At 66.5% G+C, this 20,885-nt stretch carries 19 protein-coding genes; 10 read left to right on the top strand and 9 right to left on the bottom strand.

The features are described from left to right. Nucleotides 1-286: 286 nt before the first annotated feature. Nucleotides 287-1,438: a chorismate synthase gene (gene aroC, locus NDO75_RS05765; RefSeq protein ID WP_310905146.1), complete on the bottom strand. Its 1,152-nt coding sequence runs from the start codon at nucleotides 1,436-1,438 to the stop codon at nucleotides 287-289. A gap of 236 nt (nucleotides 1,439-1,674) precedes the next feature. Here aroC and NDO75_RS05760 point away from each other — a divergent pair, with 236 nt between their 5' ends. From NDO75_RS05760 to NDO75_RS05745, 4 genes are all read left to right on the top strand, one after another. After that, nucleotides 1,675-2,727 (top strand): hypothetical protein, encoded by a 1,053-nt coding sequence (locus NDO75_RS05760; protein WP_310905145.1) that lies wholly within the window; start codon nucleotides 1,675-1,677, stop codon nucleotides 2,725-2,727. A gap of 98 nt (nucleotides 2,728-2,825) precedes the next feature. Beyond that, complete coding sequence (locus tag NDO75_RS05755; protein WP_310905144.1) at nucleotides 2,826-3,194, top strand: hypothetical protein; 369 nt, start codon at nucleotides 2,826-2,828, stop codon at nucleotides 3,192-3,194. Continuing rightward, complete coding sequence (locus NDO75_RS05750) at nucleotides 3,191-3,922, top strand: DICT sensory domain-containing protein (protein ID WP_310905143.1); 732 nt, start codon at nucleotides 3,191-3,193, stop codon at nucleotides 3,920-3,922. The genes NDO75_RS05755 and NDO75_RS05750 overlap by 4 nt, the downstream gene beginning before the upstream one ends. Before the next feature lie 230 nt (nucleotides 3,923-4,152). After that, nucleotides 4,153-6,129, top strand: a complete 1,977-nt coding sequence (locus tag NDO75_RS05745; protein WP_310905142.1) for an MEDS domain-containing protein — start codon at nucleotides 4,153-4,155, stop codon at nucleotides 6,127-6,129. A gap of 193 nt (nucleotides 6,130-6,322) precedes the next feature. Here NDO75_RS05745 and NDO75_RS05740 read toward each other — a convergent pair whose 3' ends face one another. The 4 genes from NDO75_RS05740 to NDO75_RS05725 form a co-directional block, all read right to left on the bottom strand. Next, complete coding sequence (locus NDO75_RS05740; RefSeq protein ID WP_310905141.1) at nucleotides 6,323-7,465, bottom strand: thiolase family protein; 1,143 nt, start codon at nucleotides 7,463-7,465, stop codon at nucleotides 6,323-6,325. A 96-nt stretch (nucleotides 7,466-7,561) separates the two neighbouring features. Next, the gene (locus NDO75_RS05735; protein WP_310905140.1) at nucleotides 7,562-8,059 is read right to left on the bottom strand and encodes a hypothetical protein; all 498 of its coding nucleotides are present in this window, start codon (nucleotides 8,057-8,059) and stop codon (nucleotides 7,562-7,564) included. 111 nt (nucleotides 8,060-8,170) lie between these two features. Next, on the bottom strand, nucleotides 8,171-9,469 hold the full coding sequence (gene aroA / locus NDO75_RS05730) for a 3-phosphoshikimate 1-carboxyvinyltransferase (RefSeq protein ID WP_310905139.1): 1,299 nt from the start codon (nucleotides 9,467-9,469) through the stop codon (nucleotides 8,171-8,173). A gap of 86 nt (nucleotides 9,470-9,555) precedes the next feature. Beyond that, nucleotides 9,556-10,710 carry a DUF2092 domain-containing protein gene (locus NDO75_RS05725; RefSeq protein WP_310905138.1) on the bottom strand — a complete coding sequence of 385 codons (1,155 nt, stop codon included), beginning with the start codon at nucleotides 10,708-10,710 and terminating at the stop codon, nucleotides 9,556-9,558. Nucleotides 10,711-10,812: 102 nt separating this feature from the next. Here NDO75_RS05725 and NDO75_RS05720 point away from each other — a divergent pair, with 102 nt between their 5' ends. Beyond that, nucleotides 10,813-12,009: a Xaa-Pro peptidase family protein gene (locus tag NDO75_RS05720; RefSeq protein WP_310905137.1), complete on the top strand. Its 1,197-nt coding sequence runs from the start codon at nucleotides 10,813-10,815 to the stop codon at nucleotides 12,007-12,009. A 93-nt stretch (nucleotides 12,010-12,102) separates the two neighbouring features. On the opposite strand, the gene NDO75_RS05715 is transcribed toward NDO75_RS05720, so the two are convergent. The 3 genes from NDO75_RS05715 to NDO75_RS05705 form a co-directional block, all read right to left on the bottom strand. Further along, entirely contained in the window at nucleotides 12,103-12,645 is a 543-nt protein-coding gene (locus NDO75_RS05715; RefSeq protein ID WP_310905179.1) for a hypothetical protein, read from the bottom strand. Nucleotides 12,646-12,867: 222 nt separating this feature from the next. Next, the gene (locus NDO75_RS05710; RefSeq protein ID WP_310905136.1) at nucleotides 12,868-13,884 is read right to left on the bottom strand and encodes an aldo/keto reductase; all 1,017 of its coding nucleotides are present in this window, start codon (nucleotides 13,882-13,884) and stop codon (nucleotides 12,868-12,870) included. A 47-nt stretch (nucleotides 13,885-13,931) separates the two neighbouring features. Then, nucleotides 13,932-14,093 (bottom strand): hypothetical protein, encoded by a 162-nt coding sequence (locus NDO75_RS05705; RefSeq protein ID WP_310905135.1) that lies wholly within the window; start codon nucleotides 14,091-14,093, stop codon nucleotides 13,932-13,934. Nucleotides 14,094-14,238: 145 nt separating this feature from the next. On the opposite strand from NDO75_RS05705, the gene NDO75_RS05700 reads away from it, so the two are divergent. After that, nucleotides 14,239-15,867 carry an NAD-binding protein gene (locus tag NDO75_RS05700; RefSeq protein ID WP_310905134.1) on the top strand — a complete coding sequence of 543 codons (1,629 nt, stop codon included), beginning with the start codon at nucleotides 14,239-14,241 and terminating at the stop codon, nucleotides 15,865-15,867. A gap of 24 nt (nucleotides 15,868-15,891) precedes the next feature. On the opposite strand, the gene NDO75_RS05695 is transcribed toward NDO75_RS05700, so the two are convergent. After that, nucleotides 15,892-16,848: a TIGR03557 family F420-dependent LLM class oxidoreductase gene (locus NDO75_RS05695; RefSeq protein ID WP_310905133.1), complete on the bottom strand. Its 957-nt coding sequence runs from the start codon at nucleotides 16,846-16,848 to the stop codon at nucleotides 15,892-15,894. Nucleotides 16,849-17,174: 326 nt separating this feature from the next. Here NDO75_RS05695 and NDO75_RS05690 point away from each other — a divergent pair, with 326 nt between their 5' ends. The 4 genes from NDO75_RS05690 to NDO75_RS05675 all read left to right on the top strand — a co-directional run bounded on the left by NDO75_RS05690 (nucleotide 17,175) and on the right by NDO75_RS05675 (nucleotide 20,828). Then, nucleotides 17,175-18,167, top strand: coding sequence for an ABC transporter ATP-binding protein (locus NDO75_RS05690; protein WP_310905132.1), 993 nt, complete (start codon nucleotides 17,175-17,177; stop codon nucleotides 18,165-18,167). Continuing rightward, the gene (locus tag NDO75_RS05685) at nucleotides 18,164-18,937 is read left to right on the top strand and encodes an ABC transporter permease (protein ID WP_310905131.1); all 774 of its coding nucleotides are present in this window, start codon (nucleotides 18,164-18,166) and stop codon (nucleotides 18,935-18,937) included. The genes NDO75_RS05690 and NDO75_RS05685 overlap by 4 nt, the downstream gene beginning before the upstream one ends. A 78-nt stretch (nucleotides 18,938-19,015) precedes the next feature. Then, nucleotides 19,016-20,395 carry a tRNA pseudouridine(13) synthase TruD gene (gene truD, locus NDO75_RS05680; RefSeq protein WP_310905130.1) on the top strand — a complete coding sequence of 460 codons (1,380 nt, stop codon included), beginning with the start codon at nucleotides 19,016-19,018 and terminating at the stop codon, nucleotides 20,393-20,395. 136 nt (nucleotides 20,396-20,531) lie between these two features. Continuing rightward, nucleotides 20,532-20,828 (top strand): hypothetical protein, encoded by a 297-nt coding sequence (locus NDO75_RS05675; RefSeq protein WP_310905129.1) that lies wholly within the window; start codon nucleotides 20,532-20,534, stop codon nucleotides 20,826-20,828. The last annotated feature ends 57 nt before the right edge of the window (nucleotides 20,829-20,885 follow it).

Raw genomic sequence — 20,885 nt, 5'->3', positions numbered from 1 at the left:
TCGTGTGCACAACGAACCCGTCCCGCTTCACTTCCTAGTAGATGTGGTATTTTCCCCGAGCTACTAGCACGGCGATATGAGTTCGATCGACTCTACACTGCGAACGTTTGAGCGTCTAAACAAGGCCCATTCTCTGTATTCAGCACGCTACTCTTGACAGTTATCGACCAAAAGAAGTCACGTATCGAATCGGCGGTCAGTACAGCACGAATATGAAATCCGTACGGCACCCGTCGGTGGGAAGCGAAACGTAACTGGAATCGACCCTGACGGCTCGAACTTCGAGCTACTCGTTACGCGGGTTGCTCGGGTGGTACTCCGTGTCATACTCGCCGGGCCGGCCGTCGACGCGGTCGGGATTGAGCCGTCCCGACAGCAACATGAAGTCGACCAGCGTCAGCGCGAGCATCGCCTCGACGACGGGGACGCCCCGCGGCGGGAGGACGGGATCGTGACGGCCGATGACCTGCTCCTCTTTGATCTCGCCGGTCTCCCAGTCGGCGGTCTGCTGGCTCTTGGGGATCGAAGTCGGCGCGTGGAGCGTGACCTCGCCGTAGATCGGCTCGCCGCTCGAGATACCGCCCTGAATGCCGCCGTGGTCGTTCTCGACGGGGACGGGATCGCCGTCTTCCCCGAACTCCCAGTCGTCGTTGCGCTCCTTGCCGGTCCACTCGCGAGCCTCCCGGCCGAGACCGAACTCGAAGGCGGTCGTCGCCGGCACCGCCATCATGGCCTGGCCGAGGCGGGCAGAGAGGGAATCGAACCGGGGCGCGCCGAGGCCCACCGGAACTCCCTGCGCCTCGAAGTAGATGCTGCCGCCGATGGAGTCGCCTTCCTCTTGGTACTCCTCGATCAGTTCCTGCATCTCCTCGGCCGTTTCGGGGTGGGCACAGCGCACGTCGTTCTCCTCGGAGTGCTCTTTGATCTCTTCGAAGCTCACTTCGGGCGCTTCGACCTCGCCGATCTGATTGACGTGGGCTTTGAGTTCGATGCCCTCGCGCTCGAGGAGTTTCTTCGCGATCGCGCCGGCCGCGACCCAGTTGACGGTCTCGCGGGCCGACGAGCGGCCGCCGCCGCCCCAGTTGCGCGTGCCGAACTTCGCCGAGTAGGTGAAGTCGCCGTGGGACGGCCGCGGCGCGGTGATGAAGGGCTCGTACTTGCCCGAGCGGGCGTCCTTGTTCTGGATGACCAGCCCGATCGGCGTTCCCGTGGTGTAGCCGTCCTGAATCCCGGACTTGATCGAGACGTCGTCGGGTTCGCCGCGGCTGGTCGTGATCATCGACTGGCCCGGTTTCCGGCGGTCGAGATCCGCCTGAATGTCCTCCTCGGAGAGCTCGAGGCCGGCGGGACAGCCCGAGACGGTACAGCCCATCGCCTCCCCGTGGCTCTCGCCGAACGTGGTCACCTGAAAGAGGCGACCGAAGCGGTTGCCGTTCATTACCACGTCCTCGGAGGCGGGGCCACTTAGCCCTGCAGGATTCGCAGACGAAAGATCGTGCCACCGCCATCGGACGGACCCGTTTCAGCCACGACGGCTGCCGTCGGGCGATTTCGTTTCGGGGCCGACACCTCATCCGCGCGGATACAGTAACTCGTATTGACATTCGAATGGGGCGTCGTCGAAACCGAGTTCGAGGAAGAACGACGAGACGACGACTGCTCGCGAAGGGGGCGATGGTCGGCGGCGGCGTCTTGGTGCTCGGCGGGACGGAGGCGTTCTCGGCAGTCGAGGCCGAACGCTCGCTCTCGGTGGCAGCCGCCGAAGACGGCGATGCCCTCCTCGGACTCGATCTCGCGTCGTCGGTGCAGGCTGGCGTCGACGATCAGGACCTGGTCGCGCTTACGAACAATACTGACGCCCCGCTCGACGTGTCGCTCACACTGCTGAACCCGGCTCAGGGGAACCTCTCGACAGCCAACCTCTCGATCGACAGCGGCGCGACCCGTTCGATCCTCGTTTCCGGCGACGGCGATAGTCCGACTGGACAGGATGCGCTGCCGTTCGGTATCGGCGCATCGCGCGATTCGATGGGACTCTCGCTCGAGCGGAGCGTAGCGGTCACCGCCGGCCCGACGTCCAAGCAACGAATCAGCGACGAGACGCGAAACGGCAACGCGGCGTTTACGATCTCGTACCGCGTGAGCCGGGTGGAACTCGAGGTCGAGAACGTCGACGCCGGCTACATCGGGCCGGAGACGTACACAGAAGGTGCGAGGGAGGGGACGGTCTCGTATCCTCCGGGTGGTGGGAGCGACGGCGGCGCCGGCGGGGACACCTACGAGTTCCGGTTCCGCGTCTACGATCAGTCGGGTGAGATCACCGATCTCTACACGGAAGTAACGACGACCGCCACGGGATCGGACCCGCCGGGCGACGACCTCGGCGACGAGAACGATCCGATGCTCGTCGGGTTCTCCGTTTCCAACGACGAGCAGTGGACGAACAACCGGTTCACCGTCGACTACGAGGTCGAGCCGCGTGACGACTTCCGGAACGTCGAGGTCAGGTTCGACAACGCCGAGAACGACTGGTCCGACGCGACGAAGTCGAACGATACGGCACCGACCGGGACGGTCGTCTATCCGGCGGCGGGCCAGCGGCAGGGTGGCGTCAACGGAGACACGTACGACGTAACCGTCGAGGTGTACAACCAGAACGGCATCCCCGTCGACAGCGGCACCATCTCGATCGTCGCCGGCTCCAACGAAACGGTCGACTGGCCGTAACGGAAGCTGGAGACCGGCAGTCGATCGCAGCGGTCTCCACGTCGACGGCTGATCTACCATCTACAGTTATTTCCGCCCGGGCTGCGTAGTTCGACGGAATGGGCGACGAACGGTTTGCGCCCGATCCGTTCGCGCTGCGGGCAGCCGCCGGTGAACTCCCGGTCGACGACGTGTTCCGGCTGCTCACCGACCGTCACGCACGGTACGCGATTGTCTACCTTCACGACCATTCGACGGCGACGCTCGAGGAACTGGCCGACATCGTCACAGCCACGGACGCCAGCGTCGAGGGGACGTTGGCCGGACCGGCCGACCGCGATCCGATTCGAACACGGCTCTATCACCTGACCCTTCCTCGTCTCGAAGAGCTGGGATTCGTCGCGTTCGATGCGGAGCGGAAGGTCGTCACCGACGCCGACATCCCGACCGCGGTCACCGACGCCATGGGGGTGACCGACCGCACATGAACTCACTCGCAGCGGCCATCCGGACGATCGAACGCCGGCGAAAGACCCTCGAGGTCCGTACCGACGACGACGCCGTCGTCGAAGAACTCCGCCGACAGTTCGAAACGCGAAACGTCGATGTGACTCACCGGTCCCTCGGCTCGCTCGACGAGACGGGGTTCGTAATCGTTCGGGATGCCGACGGTGCGTTCCGGGGCGCGCTGGGAATCGATCAATTTCAGATGATCCTCTCGCCAGAGATCCATCCGCCGTGGGAACTCGCCGAGACCGACGACGATCGCGCGGAGCTGTTCGATTTCCTCGAGAACACGCTGTTTACCTCCTACGATCGCCGGCAGATGCTGGCGACGAGTCGCGAAATCGAGGAACGAGCGTGGCGCGTCGGCTCCGGGAAACTCTACGCAGGATTCCAGCGACCGGCAGCGCTCGCTGCACAGACCGATATCTACGAGCGGCTGGGGAGCCGCGGCTCGCTCACGGTGGCGGTGTTCCTCGACGGCGCGTGGAACGCATCGGCCCCCGACAACGTGACGGTCGTCTCGACATCCGACGGCGAGCTCGGCGAGTACTGGTTCGTCGCGTTCGACGGCGGCGGCAACGAGATAGAGGCCTGCGCCCTGCTCGCCGAAGAACGACGAGACGGCGAGTACTACGGCTTTTGGACGTACGATCCGGCGACGGTCGCCGACCTCGTCTCGCACCTCGAGGCGACGTACGGAGTCGCGTAACCGGCACCAGCGTGGGAACTCCACCGTCGACGATACGTATCGATCGGAGGGAATCAATCGAATCCCGGTCAATCACGGCTCGAGACCGTTGTTTCCACCGAATCCCTTTTACGTCCTTCTCGCTTTCTGTGGATACGAATTCCTGTCCGGGTCGGTCCACGCCGCCGTGTGGGGCGCAGATCGCGTGCGCACCCGTCACTGATCCGGCTCTCCGATATGCCCTCCAACCCATGAACAAAATGTTACAGCAGCCCACCACTGACGTACTGAGCCTGGAACGCAGCCTCGAGGCCTTCGAGGAGAGCCCCGAGTTCCGCGGCCCCGTGGAAACGATCGGTGATAACGAGTCCAACGACCACCTCGCGTCGATCTACGAAAGCCGCGAGGAGCAGTTCTCGACGGTGATCCCGTTCGTCCGACAGGGGCTCGAGCGCGGCGAGCGCTGCCTCTACATCACCGACGAGAACGACAGGGAGGCGATCCTCGACGAACTCCGCGCGGCCGATATCGACGTCGACGCGGCCCTCGAGTCGGGGACGCTGACGATGCATACCGCCCAGGACACCTACCTCCGGAACGGGACGTTCGACCCCGACGACATGATCGCGTTCATTTCGGGGATCATCGACGACGCGCGGGGGGCGTATCCGGGCGTCCGGATCACCGGTGAGATGACGTGGATCCTCGGCGACGACCCCGTCCTCGAGGATCTCGTCGAGTACGAGGGGAAATTGAACCGGCTGTTCCCGGAGACGAACTGTATCGCGCTCTGTCAGTACAACCGCGAGCGATTCCCCGCCGAAGTCATTCGGGACATCATCAAGACGCACCCACACCTGATCTACGACGGCGCGGTCTGCCAGAACTTCTACTACACACCACCCGAGGAATTCTTCGGCCCCGAACAGCCCGAGCGGGAGGTCGACCGGATGATGGGGACGCTGCTGGACCGGACCCAAGCGCGGACGGAACTGCAGGATCGCCAGGAGCACCTCCAGCGCCAGAACGAAGTGACCGGCGATCCCGATCGCTCGTTCGACGAAAAGCTCCAGGCCCTGTTCGAACTCGGGTGCGAGCGGTTCGGGCTCGAGCTCGGGGCGATGGCCCGCGTCGACACCGGCCGCGACCGGTTCGAAATCGAGGCCGTCAGTGACGATCACGAGCACGTCGAGCGGGGGCTCGAGCTGCCGCTGTCGGAGACATACTGCGCCGCAGCGACGGCGGGCGATGACACCGCGGGCGTCTCAGTGACGATCGAGGACGGGACCGCGACCGAAACGGGGTACGAGGACACCGTCGTCCATCGCGAGTTCGGTCTGCGGACCTACTTCGGGACCCACCTCGAGATCGACGGCGACGACGACCGGACGTTCTTCTTCGTCGCCAGCGAGTCCCGGTCGGCACCGTTCACCGACGACGAACGCACCTTCCTCCGGCTGCTGGCCCAGTGGGTCACCTACGAACTCGAGCAACACCACCGCGAACGCACCCTCGAGACGTCGATCGAACGCCTCGAGACCTCAAACGAACGTCTGGAGCGCTTCGCCTACGCGGCCTCCCACGACCTGCAGGAGCCCCTGCGGATGGTCTCGAGCTACCTCCAGTTGCTCGAACGTCGATACGGCGACGACCTCGAGCCCGACGCCATGGAGTTCCTCGCGTACGCGGTCGACGGTTCCGAACGGATGCGCGAGATGATCGACGCCCTCCTCGAGTACTCGCGGATCGAAACGCGGGGCGAACCGCTCGAGCCGGTCGATCTCGAGGGCGTTCTCGGCGACGTGATCGACGATCTGCAGGTCCGGATCCGGGAAACCGACGCGAAGATCACTAGCGACTCCCTCCCCCGAGTTCGCGGTGACAGAAACCAGCTGCGGCAGGTATGCCAGAACCTGCTCTCGAACGCGCTCACGTACAGCGGCGACGAACCCCCGCGGATCCACGTCGCCGCCGAACGGGCGGACGGCGAGTGGATCGTCTCGGTCGAAGACGACGGAATCGGCATCGAGCCGGAGAATCAGGATCGCGTCTTCGAGATTTTCGACCGCCTCCACAGCCGCGAGGCGTACGACGGCACCGGGATCGGCCTCGCGCTCTGTGAGCGCATCGTCGAGCGCCACGGCGGCGAGATCTGGCTCGACTCGACGCCCGGCGAGGGGTCGACGTTCTCGGTCGCGTTACAACGACCGGACGACCCTCCGCGGTAGCCCTCCGACGACCGCTCTCCGGATCGCAGGTGTGCCGAGGAGAGCGTCGAAAGAAGACTAGCTCGAGCGTCTCAGGGCAGCTCGAACTCGATCGCCGCACCCTGTCGCGACCACCTTTTGTCTCGGCCGGATCGCTCACGCCGTTCGCGACCGGCCTCGCAAAATCTGGACCAAAAGGGCTCTCTCGAGCGTCTCAGGGTAGCTCGAACTCGATCGCCGCACCTTGACCGAAGCCGACGCACTCTGTCGCGATGCCGCGTTCGACGCCTTCCCGATTCATCTCGTGGACCAGCGTCACCGGCAGGCGCGCGCCGGAGCAACCGAGCGGGTGACCGATCGCGATCGCACCGCCGTTGACGTTGAGTTGGTCGTCCGGAATGCCGAGCTCGCGCTGGGAGTACAGCGTCTGGCTGGCGAACGCCTCGTTGATCTCCACCAGACCGTAGTCGTCGATATCGCGGCCGGCGCGCTCGAGCAGGCCCTCCGTAGCGGGAACGGGACCGACGCCCATGATGGTCGGGTCGACACCCGCGACGTAGCTGGTGCCGACTTCGGCGAGGACCTCGAGATCGTTCTCGTCGGCGAACTCACGGCTCGTGAGCATGACGCCGGCCGCGCCGTCGGCGATCTGGGAGGCGTTGCCGGGCGTGACCGTGCCGTCCTCCTTGAACACGGTGGGGAGTTCGGCGAGTTTCTCGGCGGTGGTGCCGGGCCGCAGCCCCTCGTCCTCGTCGTGGACGCCGTCTTCGGTCTCGATCGGGACGATCTCGTCGTCGAATTTGCCTTCCTCGGTGGCCTCGACCGCGCGCTGCTGGCTGCGGGCACCGTACTCGTCTTGCTCCTCGCGGCTGATATCGTACTCCTCGGCGACCTTCTCCGCGGTCATCCCCATCTGGAGGTTCCGCATGCCGTACTTCTCGTCGAGGCCGGGATACATCTCGCCGCTGTCGGCCGCGCCCATCTTGACGCGGCTCATGCTCTCGACGCCGCCGGCGATGACCGCCTGATGACGGCCCGCCGCGATCGAGTCGGCGGCGCTGATGATCGCCTGCGCTGAGGACGCACACTGGCGGTCGACCGTCGTCGCGGGGACGCTCTCGCCGAGTTCCGAGAAGAGCGCGATCTGGCGCGCGATGTTCGTCCGCTGCTCGGATCGCTGCTGGGCACAGCCCCACATCAGGTCGTCGACGTCGTCGCCCTCGACGCCCGTTTCGGCGAGCATCTCGTTGACGAGCGGAATCGAGAGGTCTTCGCTCCGAATGTCGGAGAGTGCACCGTCTTCTTTCCCCTGAGCGGTTCGAACAGCGCTAACGATTACCGGCGTATTGCCTGACATTGTATGCCATAATTTTTCGTGTGCGTAAATACCTACCTTTCTCGGAAAAATACAGACGGTACGACGAGTGGTCGCCGAAAGGTAGGGACTCGTATTTCAGAGTGTGAGGCGGGGGACGACGAGGTAATCGGCGAAAAGCACCACAAGCGAGAGCGCTGCGAGCGAGAGATAGTACGCCTGCAACGGCAGTTCCTTCCGGCGACCTTTCGACCAGCGCTCGCGCCGCTGAAAACCCGGGTCGGGAAAGAACCGCTCGACCGACTCGAGGTCGCCACACGAGTAGCTCCGGTCGTTCAGTTCGCGGAGGATCGCGTTCCGCTTCGCCTCCGTCACCTTCCTGTCGTTGATGTAGGTGCGCGTCCACATGAACATCGAGACGAAGATACCCGCCGCGAAGACGTAGAGCGCCGCCCGCGCGAGCCGTAGTTCGGTCCGGGGAACGACGCCGAGCAGGACACCGAAGAAGACGAAGCTCAGATAGAACGTAGTGTGAATGATGTTGTTATTCCCCATCTGGTGCTCCACGAGCTGGTGATACCGCGTCAGTAGGAACTCCAGTTCCCCCAGTTCGGACTCCTGATCTCCGTCCCCCATCGTACCGGCCCATTCTGTCGATCAGTTATAAAATATCGCTCGGGAACATGTTTCGCCGATTCGGCACGTCGGTCACTGTCGGTCGACCTCCGGAACGTCGACGAGGGACCGTCAGTGCCGGCGCTCGAGCGCGACGCCCAACTCCTCGAGCAAGTCGAAAAACCCGGGGAACGACACGTCGACGTGGTCTGCCCCCTCGACGGTCGTTTCGCCGTCGGCGGTGAGACCCGCGAGGGCAAGCGCCATGATGATCCGGTGGTCGTCGCGACCGGAGACGGTCGCCCCCTCGAGCGTCGACTCGTCGCCGTGGATCGTCAGCGAATCGCGCTCTTCGGTCGTCTCGACGCCCATCTTGCCGAGTTCCTCGGCCATCGCGCTCACGCGGTCAGTCTCCTTGTAGCGGACGTGCTCGGCGTTCGTGATGTGCGTGTCGCCGTCGGCGACCGCGCCCAACGTTGCGATCGTCGGTAGCAGATCCGGCGTGTCCTCGACGCCGACCTCGATCCCGGAGAGCGGGGCCGCCGAAACGTCGATCGTCCCCGCGTCGCGGTCCCAGTCCACGTCGGCACCCATCCGCTCGACGATCTCGACGATGGCCGTGTCGCCCTGCGCGCTCGGGTTCGCGCCCTCGATGCGGACGTCCTCGTCCGCGTCGCCGGCGATCGCCCCCGCGGCGAGCGGGTACGAGATCGACGAGAAGTCGCCGGGGACTGCGTACTCGCCACCCACGGGCGCGTAAGACTGCCCGCCCTCGACTTCGAATCCGCGGTCCGTTTTCCGCGCCTCGACGCCGAAGTCGTCCAGGACCTCGAGCGTGATGTCGACGTACGGCGCGGACTTGAGGGCAGTCTCGAGATCGATCTCGAGCCCCTCGTCGGTGACCGCGCCGGCCATCAGGAGGGCGGTGATGTACTGCGAGGAGACGTCGCCGGGGATCGACACCTCGCCGCCGGCCAGCGGGCCGGTGACGACCAGCGGGGCCTGCCCGTTCCCGCGGGTGCTCTCGGCGTCGGCTCCGAGGGCGGTCAGGGCCTCGAGCAGGGGGCCCTGCGGCCGCGAGCGCAGCGATTCGTCGCCGGTCAGCACGGAGATGCCATCGGCGAGCGCGGCCGCGGCGGTAACGAGTCGCATCGTCGTCCCGCTGTTAGCGCAGTCGATGACGTCAGCCGGCACGTCGGGGCGGCCGTCGAAGCCGTCGACCTCGAGCGTGCCGTCGTCCCGTCGGTCGACCTCGCCGCCGAACAGGTCGACGGCGCGGGCGGTAGCCCGCGTGTCTGCGCTCCAGAGCGCGTCGCGGACGGTCGCCCCGTCGGCGTAGCCGGCCGCGAGGATCGCCCGATGGGTGTAGCTCTTCGAGGGCGGTGCGCGGGCCGTCCCCGCGACGCTCGAGGGCGTGATGGTGACGTTCATGGTCGCCCTGTGGGGTGGCCCCGTCTTACCGATACCGATCCCCGCAGTCCACCGACGGTCGAGCGGGCGAGCGCAATCGACACCGGTCACTGACAGCCGATCGAGGCCGCGATCTCCTCGAGCGGGGCGTCCTGGAGGAGACAGCCGACTTCGTAGCTCACGTCGTCACAGGTCCAGAAGAGTTGTGCCCTCTTTCCGCTGCTCCGATACCCCGTACGGCCGTCGATCTCGATCTCCTCGAGCACGTCGGGATCGAACCGCTGGTACTCCCGGACAGTTACGTAGAGCTCGCGGGCGATCACGTTGGGGTCGTTGTACCACAGCGTCGCGGTGGTGCCCCCGACGTTCTCGGCTCGCTCGACGACGGTGATCCGGTCGAGGACGTACGAATCGGGCACCTCGGGCTCCGGCAGTTCGTAGGGGAGGATCTCCTCGGCAGCCGGCAGCGAGTCGAACACCCCTGCCGGCTTGCGACCGTCGGTCTCGACGGTCGCGTCGGCCGGTGGGTCGTACGTGAACGTCCCCGCCGGCAGTCCCTCGTCGATCACGAGGTCTTCGTACGTGACGGTCAGATCGTGACGCGTCTCGCCGTCGACGGTCAGCGTATTTTGTTCTTTGATCGGATACCGATACTCGTCGTCGATCCAGACGGTCCGGGTGACGTCCATCGCGTCGGAATCGGCGGTCGCGCGCAGCGGGACGACGAACGTCGTGTCACCGACGACGAGGTCGATTGCCGGCCCGACGTCCTCGACCGGCGGCTTCGTCTCGACGACGTGGGCCTTGCGACCGTCGACGGTCGCCGTCCCCTCGTAGCTGAGCCGGTACTCCTCGAGGAGGTTCTCGAGGACGAGCCGCGTCCGGTCGGTGTCGACCTTGTTCGGGTGATACTGCTTGTCCACCAGTTCTGTCTTCGGGTTGTACTCCCAGGTCGTCCCTCGGTTCGTCACGGTGACCGACCCGGCCGGCACGTCGGGGTCGGTCGACTCGACGACCTCGATTCGCTGTTTGGCCGGCGGCTGCCGGGCGACGCGTTCGACCCGTTCGACGGCCTCGTCCGCGGTTTCGACCGACATGTTGCGCCGGGCTGCGAGGTCGTGCATGTGACGGCGCGTATCGATCGCGTTCCGAACGAGTTCCTCGCCCGAGGGCGGTTCCCCGTCGGTATCGCTGCCGGGAACAGTGACACAGCCGGCGAGCGTGACCGCCACCCCCGCTGCCAGGATCCGTCGCCGGTTCATACGCGGGGGATTACCACCTTTGTTGATAAGTCTGTGGATCGGAATCGATTCGCGACCGCCGGGATCCCCGGGATTATGTGCCCGCCGGTCACACACCCTTGCATGAACGTGGACGCGGATCTCGCGCCCCTTCGCGAGTACCTCGAGTCGGCGGGCGCGGACGGCTATCTGATCGACGACGACGCGTCGGATTCGGACCAGCGGTACGTCTCCGGCTTCACCGCGCCGGATCCCTACCAGACGCTGGTGACCGCCGACGGCGTCCACCTGCTCGTCTCGGGCCTCGAGTACGGCCGTGCGCGTTCGGAGGCCAACGCGGACTCGGTCAGCCGGCGGGCCGCCTACGACTACCAGCGACTGGTAGCCGAACACGGCCGGTACGAGGGAAAGATCCGCGCGATCGAGGCCTTTCTCGAGGACCACGGCGTCGGCTCGGTCGCGGTGCCGCGGAACTTCCCGACCGGGACCGCCGACGGGCTTCGCGAGCGCGGACTCGAAGTAACCGTCGAACCCGAGGGGATCGTGACGGGAATCCGGGCGACGAAAACGGAGTGGGAGGTCGACCAGATCCGGGCGAGCCAGCGGGCCAACGAGGCCGCGATGGCCAGAGCCGAGGGGTTGATCGCCACCGCCGAGGTCGAGGACGGCGTGCTCGTCCGCGACGGCGAGCCGCTGACCAGCGAGCGCGTCACTGAGGAGATCGAAATCACTCTGCTGCGCCACGGCTGCGCGCTGGACGAGACCATCGTCGCCTGCGGGGCCGACGGCGCGGATCCCCACGACCGGGGTAGCGGACCGCTCGAGGCCGACGAACTGATCGTGATCGACATCTTCCCGCGGGACAAGGAGACGGGCTACTTCGCGGACATGACCCGGACGTTCGCCCGCGGCGATCCCGGCGAGGAGGCCCGTCGGCGCTACGAGGTCACCCGCGAGGCCTACGAGGCCGCGCTCGAGGCCGTCGAAGCCGGTGTGACGGGCGCCGACGTGCACGGCGCGGCCTGCGACGTGATCGAAGACGCGGGGTACGAGACGCTGCGAAGCGATCCGAACACCGAGACCGGTTTCATCCACAGCACCGGCCACGGCGTCGGGCTGGACATCCACGAGGAGCCCAGCGTCTCGCCCTCCGGTGGCGAACTCGAGGCCGGCCACGTGATCTCGATCGAACCCGGGATCTACGATCCCGCGGTCGGCGGCGTCCGCATCGAGGATCTGGTGGTCGTCACCGAAGACGGCTACGAGAACCTGACCGAGTATCGGATCGGCCTCGAGCCGGCGGTCGGCGGCCGACAGTAGAGCGGTCGTGGCAATCGAAGAGGCCGCGTTCGCTCTCGGCGTCGTCTTCCGTCTCTTCCCGTAACAGCCGCCGTATATGCGGAACGGCGATTATTAGCCGGTCTCGTTGCCGGTTTCGTTACCGGTCTCGTTGCCGGTCTGATTTCCGGTCTCGTTGCCGCCGCCACCATCGCCACCGCCGCCGCCCTCGACCTGAATATCGCCGATCATCGTGTTCGGGTGAACCTGACAGATGTACGTGACCATCTCGCTGCTGGCCTCGAACTCGAGCCACTGGTCTTGGGGCTCGGTGACGATCTCCGTCGAGAGGTCGTCGATGACCTCGTCGTTTTCGTTCCGGATTTCGATGTTGTGCTGGGCACCGTCACCGGTCGTCCAGCCGATCTCGTAGGTTTCTCCCTCTTGGAGGACGAGCGTCGGGTTCTCCGCGTCCGCGATCGCGGACGGTGAGATGCCGAGCCAACCGGACGTCTGCCCGTCGAATTCGATCGCCGTACCGGGCTCGATCTCCACGCCGCCACCGCCGTTGCCTTCGGTACCGCCGTTGCCACCGTTGCCGCCGTTGCCACCGTTGCCGCCGCCACCGCAGCCGGCGACGAACGCCGTCGACGCCGCGACGCCTGTTAGCGTGAGCATTCGCCGTCGGGACATGCGCCCATCTCGTGTCATTACACTAACTTAGTGTCGCACACATATAACCAGACCCCCATCTAATGCAGGCGGGTATATCCGTGCCGAGAAGCGGCGGACTGAACGTGATCGATATCCGATAGTGATGTCGAGTTGCAGTCCAGTCCGCACAGGTTGTGAGCACGTGACACATCGGATAAGAAGGCCGTCCCTTCGACGACTGAACGGTCAGCGATAGCCGGCGTCGTCCGCGCCGCGAGCATCCTCGATCCGCTCGAACTGGTCGTCGCCGAGTTCGACTTCGACCGCGCCGGCGTTCTCCGCGAGTTGGTCCGGCGTTCGCGCGCCGACGATCGGGACGCAAGTGAACCGGTCCTGTTCCATCAGCCAGCGCAGCGACACCTGCGCGGGCGTGGCGTCGACCTCCTCGGCGACGGATTCGACGGCCTCGAGCACGTCCCACGCGGTCTCGCTCGTATAGCGGTCCTCGAAGAGGTCCGAAAGGGTCCCCCGCGAGCCGTCCGGCGCGACGACGGACCCGTCGTCTGCCCGCTCGTACTTTCCGGTGAGGAATCCTCCCGCGAGCGGCGAGTACGGGCAGACGGCGAGGTCCTGATCGGCACAGACCTCGAGGTAGTCGCCCACGTCGTCCGTGTCGGCCGCGTTGAACATCGGCTGAGTGACGTCGAAACGCTCGAGGCCCTCCGCGTCGCTGGTCCACAGGGCCTTGGTGAGCTTCCAGGCGGCCATGCTCGAGGCCCCCAGATAGTGGACTTTCCCCTCGCGGACGAGCTCGGTGAGCGTCCGCATCGTCTCCCGAATCGGTGTATTCTCGTCCCAGCGATGGATGTAGTAGAGGTCGAGATAGTCGGTGCCGAGTCGCTCGAGGGTGCCCTCGATCTGGGCGCGGATGTGTTTCCGACCGAGTCCGGAGTCGTTCGGTCCCGGCTCGCCGCGACCGTCGAAGGGGAAGTAGACCTTCGAAGCGAGGACGAGGTCCTCGCGGTGGTGGCCCCGGTCTTCGAGCCACTCGCCGATCCAGCGCTCGCTCGTGCCGTTGGGGTCACCGTAGACGTTCGCGGTGTCGATGAAGTTGATCCCGTGGTCCCAGCAGGCGTCGAGCAACTCGTGGGCCTCGTCGCGGTCCGTTTCGACGGTGCCGTCACTTTCCTTCCCGAAGCGCCAGGTGCCGAAACAGAGTCGCGAGACTCGCGTTCCGGTGTCGCCGAGCGTGGTGTACTCCATAGCGCGGGTTCGACGGCGAGGGGCAAAACGAACGGGGCTGCGGCGATCTACGAATTCCCGGGCTCGAGCGCGTCTGCAACCCGTCGGACACGGTTCTCACGGCTGTCTGACCGGCCGACCCGGCGATCGGCAACGACTCGTGCGAGCGCGACACACGTCTCCCTCGCCTCGGAACAGGCCCCGTAGTAGCCCTCGAGCGGGAGTGACATGCGAACGACTACGTACTCGAATTCGGTAATTCTTCGGCGACCGATCCCGAACAAACCGAGGGACATGTCGTCCCACCGGTGTTTCCCGCCGATCACGGGCCCGGTTTCCGAAGCTACATAGCACTCGATCGGTCACGTCCCAGTGATGAACTACTGGTGGCGGCGCATCGCCCTCTCGTTGGCCGCCGTCCTCGCGCTCGTCCTCGTCTACGCCGGCGTCTATCAGGTCGGCATGGCCGCCTTCGAGGGAGAGACCATGTCGTACGTCCACGCAGTGCAGATCGTCGTCGAGACGCTGACGACCGCCGGCTTCGGCGGTGATGCGCCCTGGGAGAGCACCGCGATGAATTTGTTCGTAATCGCGATGAACCTCACTGGCGTCCTGCTCGTCTTCCTCGCGCTTCCCTTGATCGTCGTCCCGCTGTTCCAGCAGGCCCTCGAGGATCGGCCGCCCGAGGAAACCGACCTCACCGATCACGTCGTCATCTGCTCGCACACGCCGCGGTCGGACGTGCTCGCGGAGGAACTCGAGGCCGCGAACGTGCCGTACGTCTTCATCGACGGCGATCCCGAACTCGTCGTGGAACTGGTCAACGACGGGATCGAGGCCATCTACGGCGAACTCGATCAGGAGGAGACGTTACGCGCGGCTAACACTACCGAGGCTCACGCTCTCGTCACCGATATCGACGACGAGACGAACGCGATGGTGATCCTCACGGCTCGAGAACTCTCGAGCGACCTCCAGATCGTCACCGTGGTCGAAGACGACGACGTCGCGAGCTACCACCGCTACGCCGGCGCCGACGACGTCGTCCGCCCGCGGCGGGTCCTCGGTGGGAGCCTCGCGACGAAGGCGACGACGACCGTCTCGGCCGACCTCCGGGACACGATCGCGTTTAGCGACGACCTCGCGGTGACCGAACTGCTCGTGCAGGACCACAGCGACCTCGTCGGCCAGACGATCCCGGAGTCGGGAATCCGCGATCGCATGGGGATCACCGTCATCGGCGCGTGGTTCAACGGCGAGTTCGTCCCGGTCCCGGGCCCCGAACACCGGATCGACGGCAACACGATTCTGCTCGTCGCGGGGCAGCGGGACGACCTCACGGAGTTGAAGGCGCGGACGGTGTCGGCCCTGGAGCACCGACAGAATCGCGTCCTCGTCGGCGGCTACGGCGTCGTCGGCCACACCGCGGCGGAGACGCTGGCAGCCGACGGAGCGTCGACCTGCGTCGTCGATCTCGTCGGTCAAGAGGGGGTCGACGTCGTCGGCGATATCACTGACGAGGACGTCCTCGAGGCCGCCGGGATCGACGACTCCCGGTCGATCATCCTCACGCTCGACGACGACGCGACGACGATCTACGCGACGCTGGTCATCAAACAGGTCGCACCCGAGGTGGAGATCATCGCGCGAGCGAACGAGACCGAGAACATCCCGAAGCTCTACCGCGCCGGCGCGGAGTACGTCCTCTCGCTGTCGACGGTGACCGGACGGATGCTCGCCTCGGTCCTGATCGAGGACGAAGAGATCCTGACGCCGGAGACGCAGTTCGAACTCGTCCGGACGACCGCGCCGCGGATCGCTGGCCGGAGCCTCGGCGACGTGGACCTGCGGGCCAGAACCGGCTGTACCGTCGTCGCGGCCGAGCGCGGCGACGAGCTGCTGACCGACCTCGGTCCCGAGTTCGTCGTCCGCGATGACGACGCTCTGATCGTCGCGGGGAGCGACGAGGCGATCAACGAGTTCGTCGCGCTCGCGACCGAGTAGCCAAAACGACGGGATCGTGGCCGACTAGCTGAACGATGGGAGGACTTCCTCGGCGTGGAACTCGATGGCCTTCTCCTGTTCGGGCCCGATCTGGTGGACGTAGACGTGGTCGTAGCCGGCGTCGATCGCCTCCTCGATGCTGTCGATGTGTGCCTGCGCGTCGGGCTCGGTGGTCGTTCCGCTCTCGGCGATGTCCTCCTTTTCGACCATCTGAGCGGCCTGCTCGAAGTGGGCCGGCGTCGGCAGTTCCTGACCGAGTTCGCCCGGAATCGAGCCGTTGGGCCACTGCTCGTAGATCGTCTCGACCGCCTCCTCCTCGCTGTCGGCGTAACAGCCGTGCAGCTGGGTGTACTTCGGCCCCTCGCCGCCGGCGTCCTCGTAGGCCTCCACCGGCTCCGATTTCGGGCCGGAACACCAGAGACCGTCCGCGTGTTCGGCTGTCCAGCGGGCCGTCTGCGGGCCGAACGCGCTGGCGATCGTCGTCGGCTGGTCGTCGGGGACGGTGAACAGTTTCGCGTTCTCGACCGTGTAGTGCTCGCCGCGGTGGCTCGTCGTCTCGCCGGTCCAGAGGGAGCGCATCACGTCCATCGCCTCTTCGAGCTTCTCGAGGCGAACGTCGTGCTCGGGCCAGCGCTCGCCGGTGACATGCTCGTTCAGGTTCTCACCGGTCCCGACGCCGAACGTGAACCGGTCGCCGAACAGTTCGTCGACGGTGGCGACCGCGTGGGCGACGTTGACCGGATGGATCCGCGTCGTCGGGCAGGTGACGCCGACGCCGACCTCGATCTCGTCGGTCTCGTTCGCGATCGCGCCCAGCGTCGACCAGACGAACGGCGACTCGCCCTGCGCGGCCACCCACGGGTGGAAGTGATCCGAGATCGAGAGGAAGTCGAAGCCGGCCGCCTCGGCGCTGCGGGCGATTTCGACCAGTTCCTGGGGACCGAACTCCTCGCTCGAGAGGGTATAACCGAGTTGCGTCATTCCCGGCTCGCTATCACGAACCGGCAGGTAACGGTTGTACCTGCGAGGGCAACGCGGTTCGGAACGTGCACGGTTCGGAAGGTGCGCGGTTCGGAACGAGCGAAGCGAGTGAGAACCGCGGTGCGAACGGTAGAACCGTGAGCAGGCGAAGCCGTGAGCACGCGACGCTAGTGAGAATCACGATACGAGCAGTGCGAGACTAACCGTTTTGCAGACCGTTCGACCGATGCCACGAACAGCGAGCAGACGATAAAACCGTGAGAACGAGGCGTTGTCCGGCCGCGAGAATCGAACGCCTTACCCACAATGCGCCGGAACCGGCCCGTATGGAAGCCGTAGTCGAAGCGACGGACCTCGAGAAGACCTACGGCGAGACCGCCGCACTGACGGGGGCCTCGCTGTCGGTCGCCCGCGGCGAGGTCTTCGCGCTGATCGGTCCGAACGGGGCCGGAAAGACGACGCTCGTCCGCGCGCTGACGGGGACGTCCGAGCCCGACGCCGGCCGTGCGCGGATCCTCGGCGAGTCGCCGACGGCGGTCGATCGCGGCCGGCTGGGCGTCCTCCCGCAAGAGTTCTCGCCGCCGAGCCGCCTCAGCGCCCGCGAGCTGCTGGCGTACTACGCCGGCCTCTACGACGACGCGCGTGATTCCGAGGCCGTCCTCGCCGACGTCGGTCTCGTCGACGCCGGCGACACCTGGTACGAGGACCTCTCGGGCGGCCAGCAGCGGCGCGTCTGCGTCGGCTCCGCGCTCGTCAACGACCCCGATCTACTCTTTCTGGACGAGCCGACGACCGGCATCGACCCCGCCGGTCGGCGCACCGTCTGGCGGCTGATCGAGGACCTTGCGAACGGCGGGACGACCGTCGTTCTGACGACCCACGACATGGCGGAGGCGGAGCGGCTCGCCGATCGCGTCGGTCTGCTCGCCGGCGGAACGATCGTCGCGCAGGGCTCCCCCGACGAACTCGTCCGCGAGCACGGCGGCTCGAGCCGACTCACGATCGAAACGAGCGCCGATCCGGACGCGTTCGCCGATCTCACGTATCCGGTCGAACGCCCCGAGCGCGGCCGGGGCCGGAGCCCGGAAAGCGCCGTCGTCGTCCGCGAGATCGAGCCCGCCGCGATCGGGACGGTGGTCGACTACCTCGAGGACCGGGACATCGCGTACACCGAACTCTCGTGGGCCGAGCCCGACCTCGAGGACGTCTACCTCTCGCTGGCCGACGCGACGGAACGCGAGCGGACGGACCGACTCGAGGGCGTCGCCGGCGGAGACGGGGACGGGGACGAACTCGCACAGGCGGGTGAGACCGCATGAGCCGGATGGGGCGCGTGCGGGCGGAGACCAGCGCCGGCTGGCGGTCGTTCGTCCGGCGGCGGACGGCGGTCTTCTTCACCTTCTTCTTCCCGGTGATCCTGATCGTCATCTTCGGGGCGCTGGTCCGGACGGACCCGACGGGAGGAGGGCTGTTCACGCAGCCGCCGGCCTACTACGTACCGGGCTACCTCGCCGTCGTCGTCCTCTTCACACCGCTCTCGCGGATGGGCAGCGAGGTCGCGCGCCACCGCGAGGGGAGCCGCTTCGAGAAACTCGCGACGACGCCGCTCTCCCGCGCGGAGTGGTTACTCGCCCAGACCGCGGTCAACGCCGCGATCATCGGCCTGGCGAGCCTGCTCATCCTCGGGCTGGTGATCGTTCTCACGGGAGCGGAGATCGCCTTTTCGGTGTTGCTGGTGCCGTACGTGCTGATCGGCGTCGTCTGTTTCTGCGGCGTCGGCGCGATGCTCGGCAGCTACACCGACTCCCAGGACGGCGCGGTCGCCGCCAGCAACGCGATCGGCCTCCCGCTGCTCTTCCTCTCGGAGACGTTCATCTCGCTCGAGCAGCTGCCCGGCTGGTTCGGCCCGCTGGTGAACCTCTCGCCGCTGACCTACTTCGCACGGGGCGTGCGGGCCGCCACGTATTCGGGGGCTGAGACGACCGCAGTCGCGGGACTCGATCCGGAAATCGCGAACTTGCTGATCCTCACCGCGGTGGCCCTCGTCGCGTTCGCACTGGGAGCGCGGTCGATCCCGCAGACGGACTGATCCTGCCCGCCTGACCGCCGCGACGCGTTCTCGAGAACGAACCGATTTAGGCCCCGCACGCCAAGCCCCGCCAACAGCATGCGCCCAGCCCACCCCACCGAGCAGGCCGTCGGCATGGACCACTACGTCAGCGACACCGACGGCGTCGGCGGCCGCCTGCGCGAGGACGACGAGCACTTCCGGGTGCGCGAACTCGAGCGCTTCGACACCGAGCCGGTCGATGCCGCGACGGACGCTTACCCGCATCTCGTCTTCCGGGCGACCCTGCGCGGGTGGGACACCAACGACTTCGCCTCGCGGCTCTCCGACGCCCTCGGAATCTCCCGAGAGCGGGTCAACTGGGCCGGCACGAAGGACAAGTACGCCGTGACGACCCAGCTGTTTTCGGTCTACGGGGCCGACCCCGAGGACCTGCCCGAGGTCGACGGCGCGGAGCTCGAGGTGCTCGGACGCGCAGGACGCAATCTCGAATTCGGCGACCTCGCGGGCAACGCGTTCGAACTCGTCGTGAGCGAGCCCGAACGGCCGGCAAACGCGGCGGCGATCACCGACGAACTGGCCGCGTTCGGGGGGCTCGAAAGCGGCGACCGCGGCGGGTCAGCCGGTGACGCGGACGGCGACGACGGGACCTCGATCGGCGTCCCCAACTTCTTCGGCCAGCAGCGCTTCGGCAGCCGCCGCCCGGTCACCCACGAGGTCGGCCTCGCGATCGCTCGCGGCGACTGGGAGGGCGCGGTGATGGCCTACCTGGGGAATCCGACGGGCGCGGAGCCGGAGGGCACGCAGGAGGCCCGGGCCTTCGTCGAAGAGACGCGAGACTGGCAGGAGGCCCTCGAGCGCGTTCCCAACCGCCTGCGCTACGAGCGCTCGATGATCCACGCGCTCGCAGAGCACGACGGCGAGCCGGGTCCCGAGACGTTCCGGGCGGCCCTCGAGCGGGTCCCGTCGAACCTCCAGCGGCTGTTCGTCCACGCGGCCCAGTCGTACGCGTTCAACCTAATGCTCTCCGAGCGTCTCGAGCGCGGACTGCCGTTCGATCGCCCCGTCGCGGGCGACGTGGTCTGCTTTTCCGACACTGACGCGCCCGACGGCCTCGAGTTGCCCGACACCGACCGGCTCCAGCGCGTCGACGAGCGCCGGGTCGACTCGGTGACCCGCCACTGCGAGCGCGGCCGCGCGTTCGTCACCGCGCCGCTGGTCGGTACCGAGACGGAACTGGCCGACGGCGAGCAGGGCGAGATCGAGCGTGCGGTGCTGGACGAACTCGGCCTCGATCCCGCGGATTTCGACCTTCCAGGGGAGTTCCACTCGACCGGGACGCGCCGTGCGATGCTCGTCCGGACCGATCTCGCGCTCGAGACCGAACCGCTGACGCTCGCGTTCGCGCTGCCGAAGGGGTCCTACGCGACGGTCGTTCTGCGGGAGTATCTGAAGGTCGATCCGGTCGATCTCGGGTGACACCGGGGACGAGCGACTCGCGGCGGCCGCTCGCTCTCCAACCCTTCGTCGGTGATTTTAGGTCGTCGTCACGAGTAGTCGAGAGCGACATGAACAGTGCGATTCGGACGCCATCCACGCGGTCGGACTCTCGAGCATGATCGGCGCTGACGGCGACCGCGAGATCGTCGACTGGCGGAAGACGACCGAGGACGGGCAGACGGTGTACGAAATCGAGTACAGCGAGCCCGTTCCGGAGCCGACGGGCCGATCGAAAACGCTGTTCGGCGCGAGCAGCGGCGGGACGGTCCCGTCCGGCGAACAGTACTTCCACCTGCCCGATAGCGAACGGATCCCCGCGACGGAAGCGGCGTTCGACGCCGAGGGAACGACGCTTCGCGTCCGTCACGAGCGATCATTGGTGGCCCGTCTCCGGCGGTATCTCCCGTGGTAACGGTCCGGATTGCGTCGGCTCCCCTCTCGTGCAGGTGAGGATTCATTGGCCGGTGGA

It is taken from the genome of Natrinema sp. 1APR25-10V2 (assembly GCF_031626495.1).
Classification (GTDB): domain Archaea; phylum Halobacteriota; class Halobacteria; order Halobacteriales; family Natrialbaceae; genus Natrinema.
This window is presented reverse-complemented; position numbering and strand designations above follow the sequence as displayed.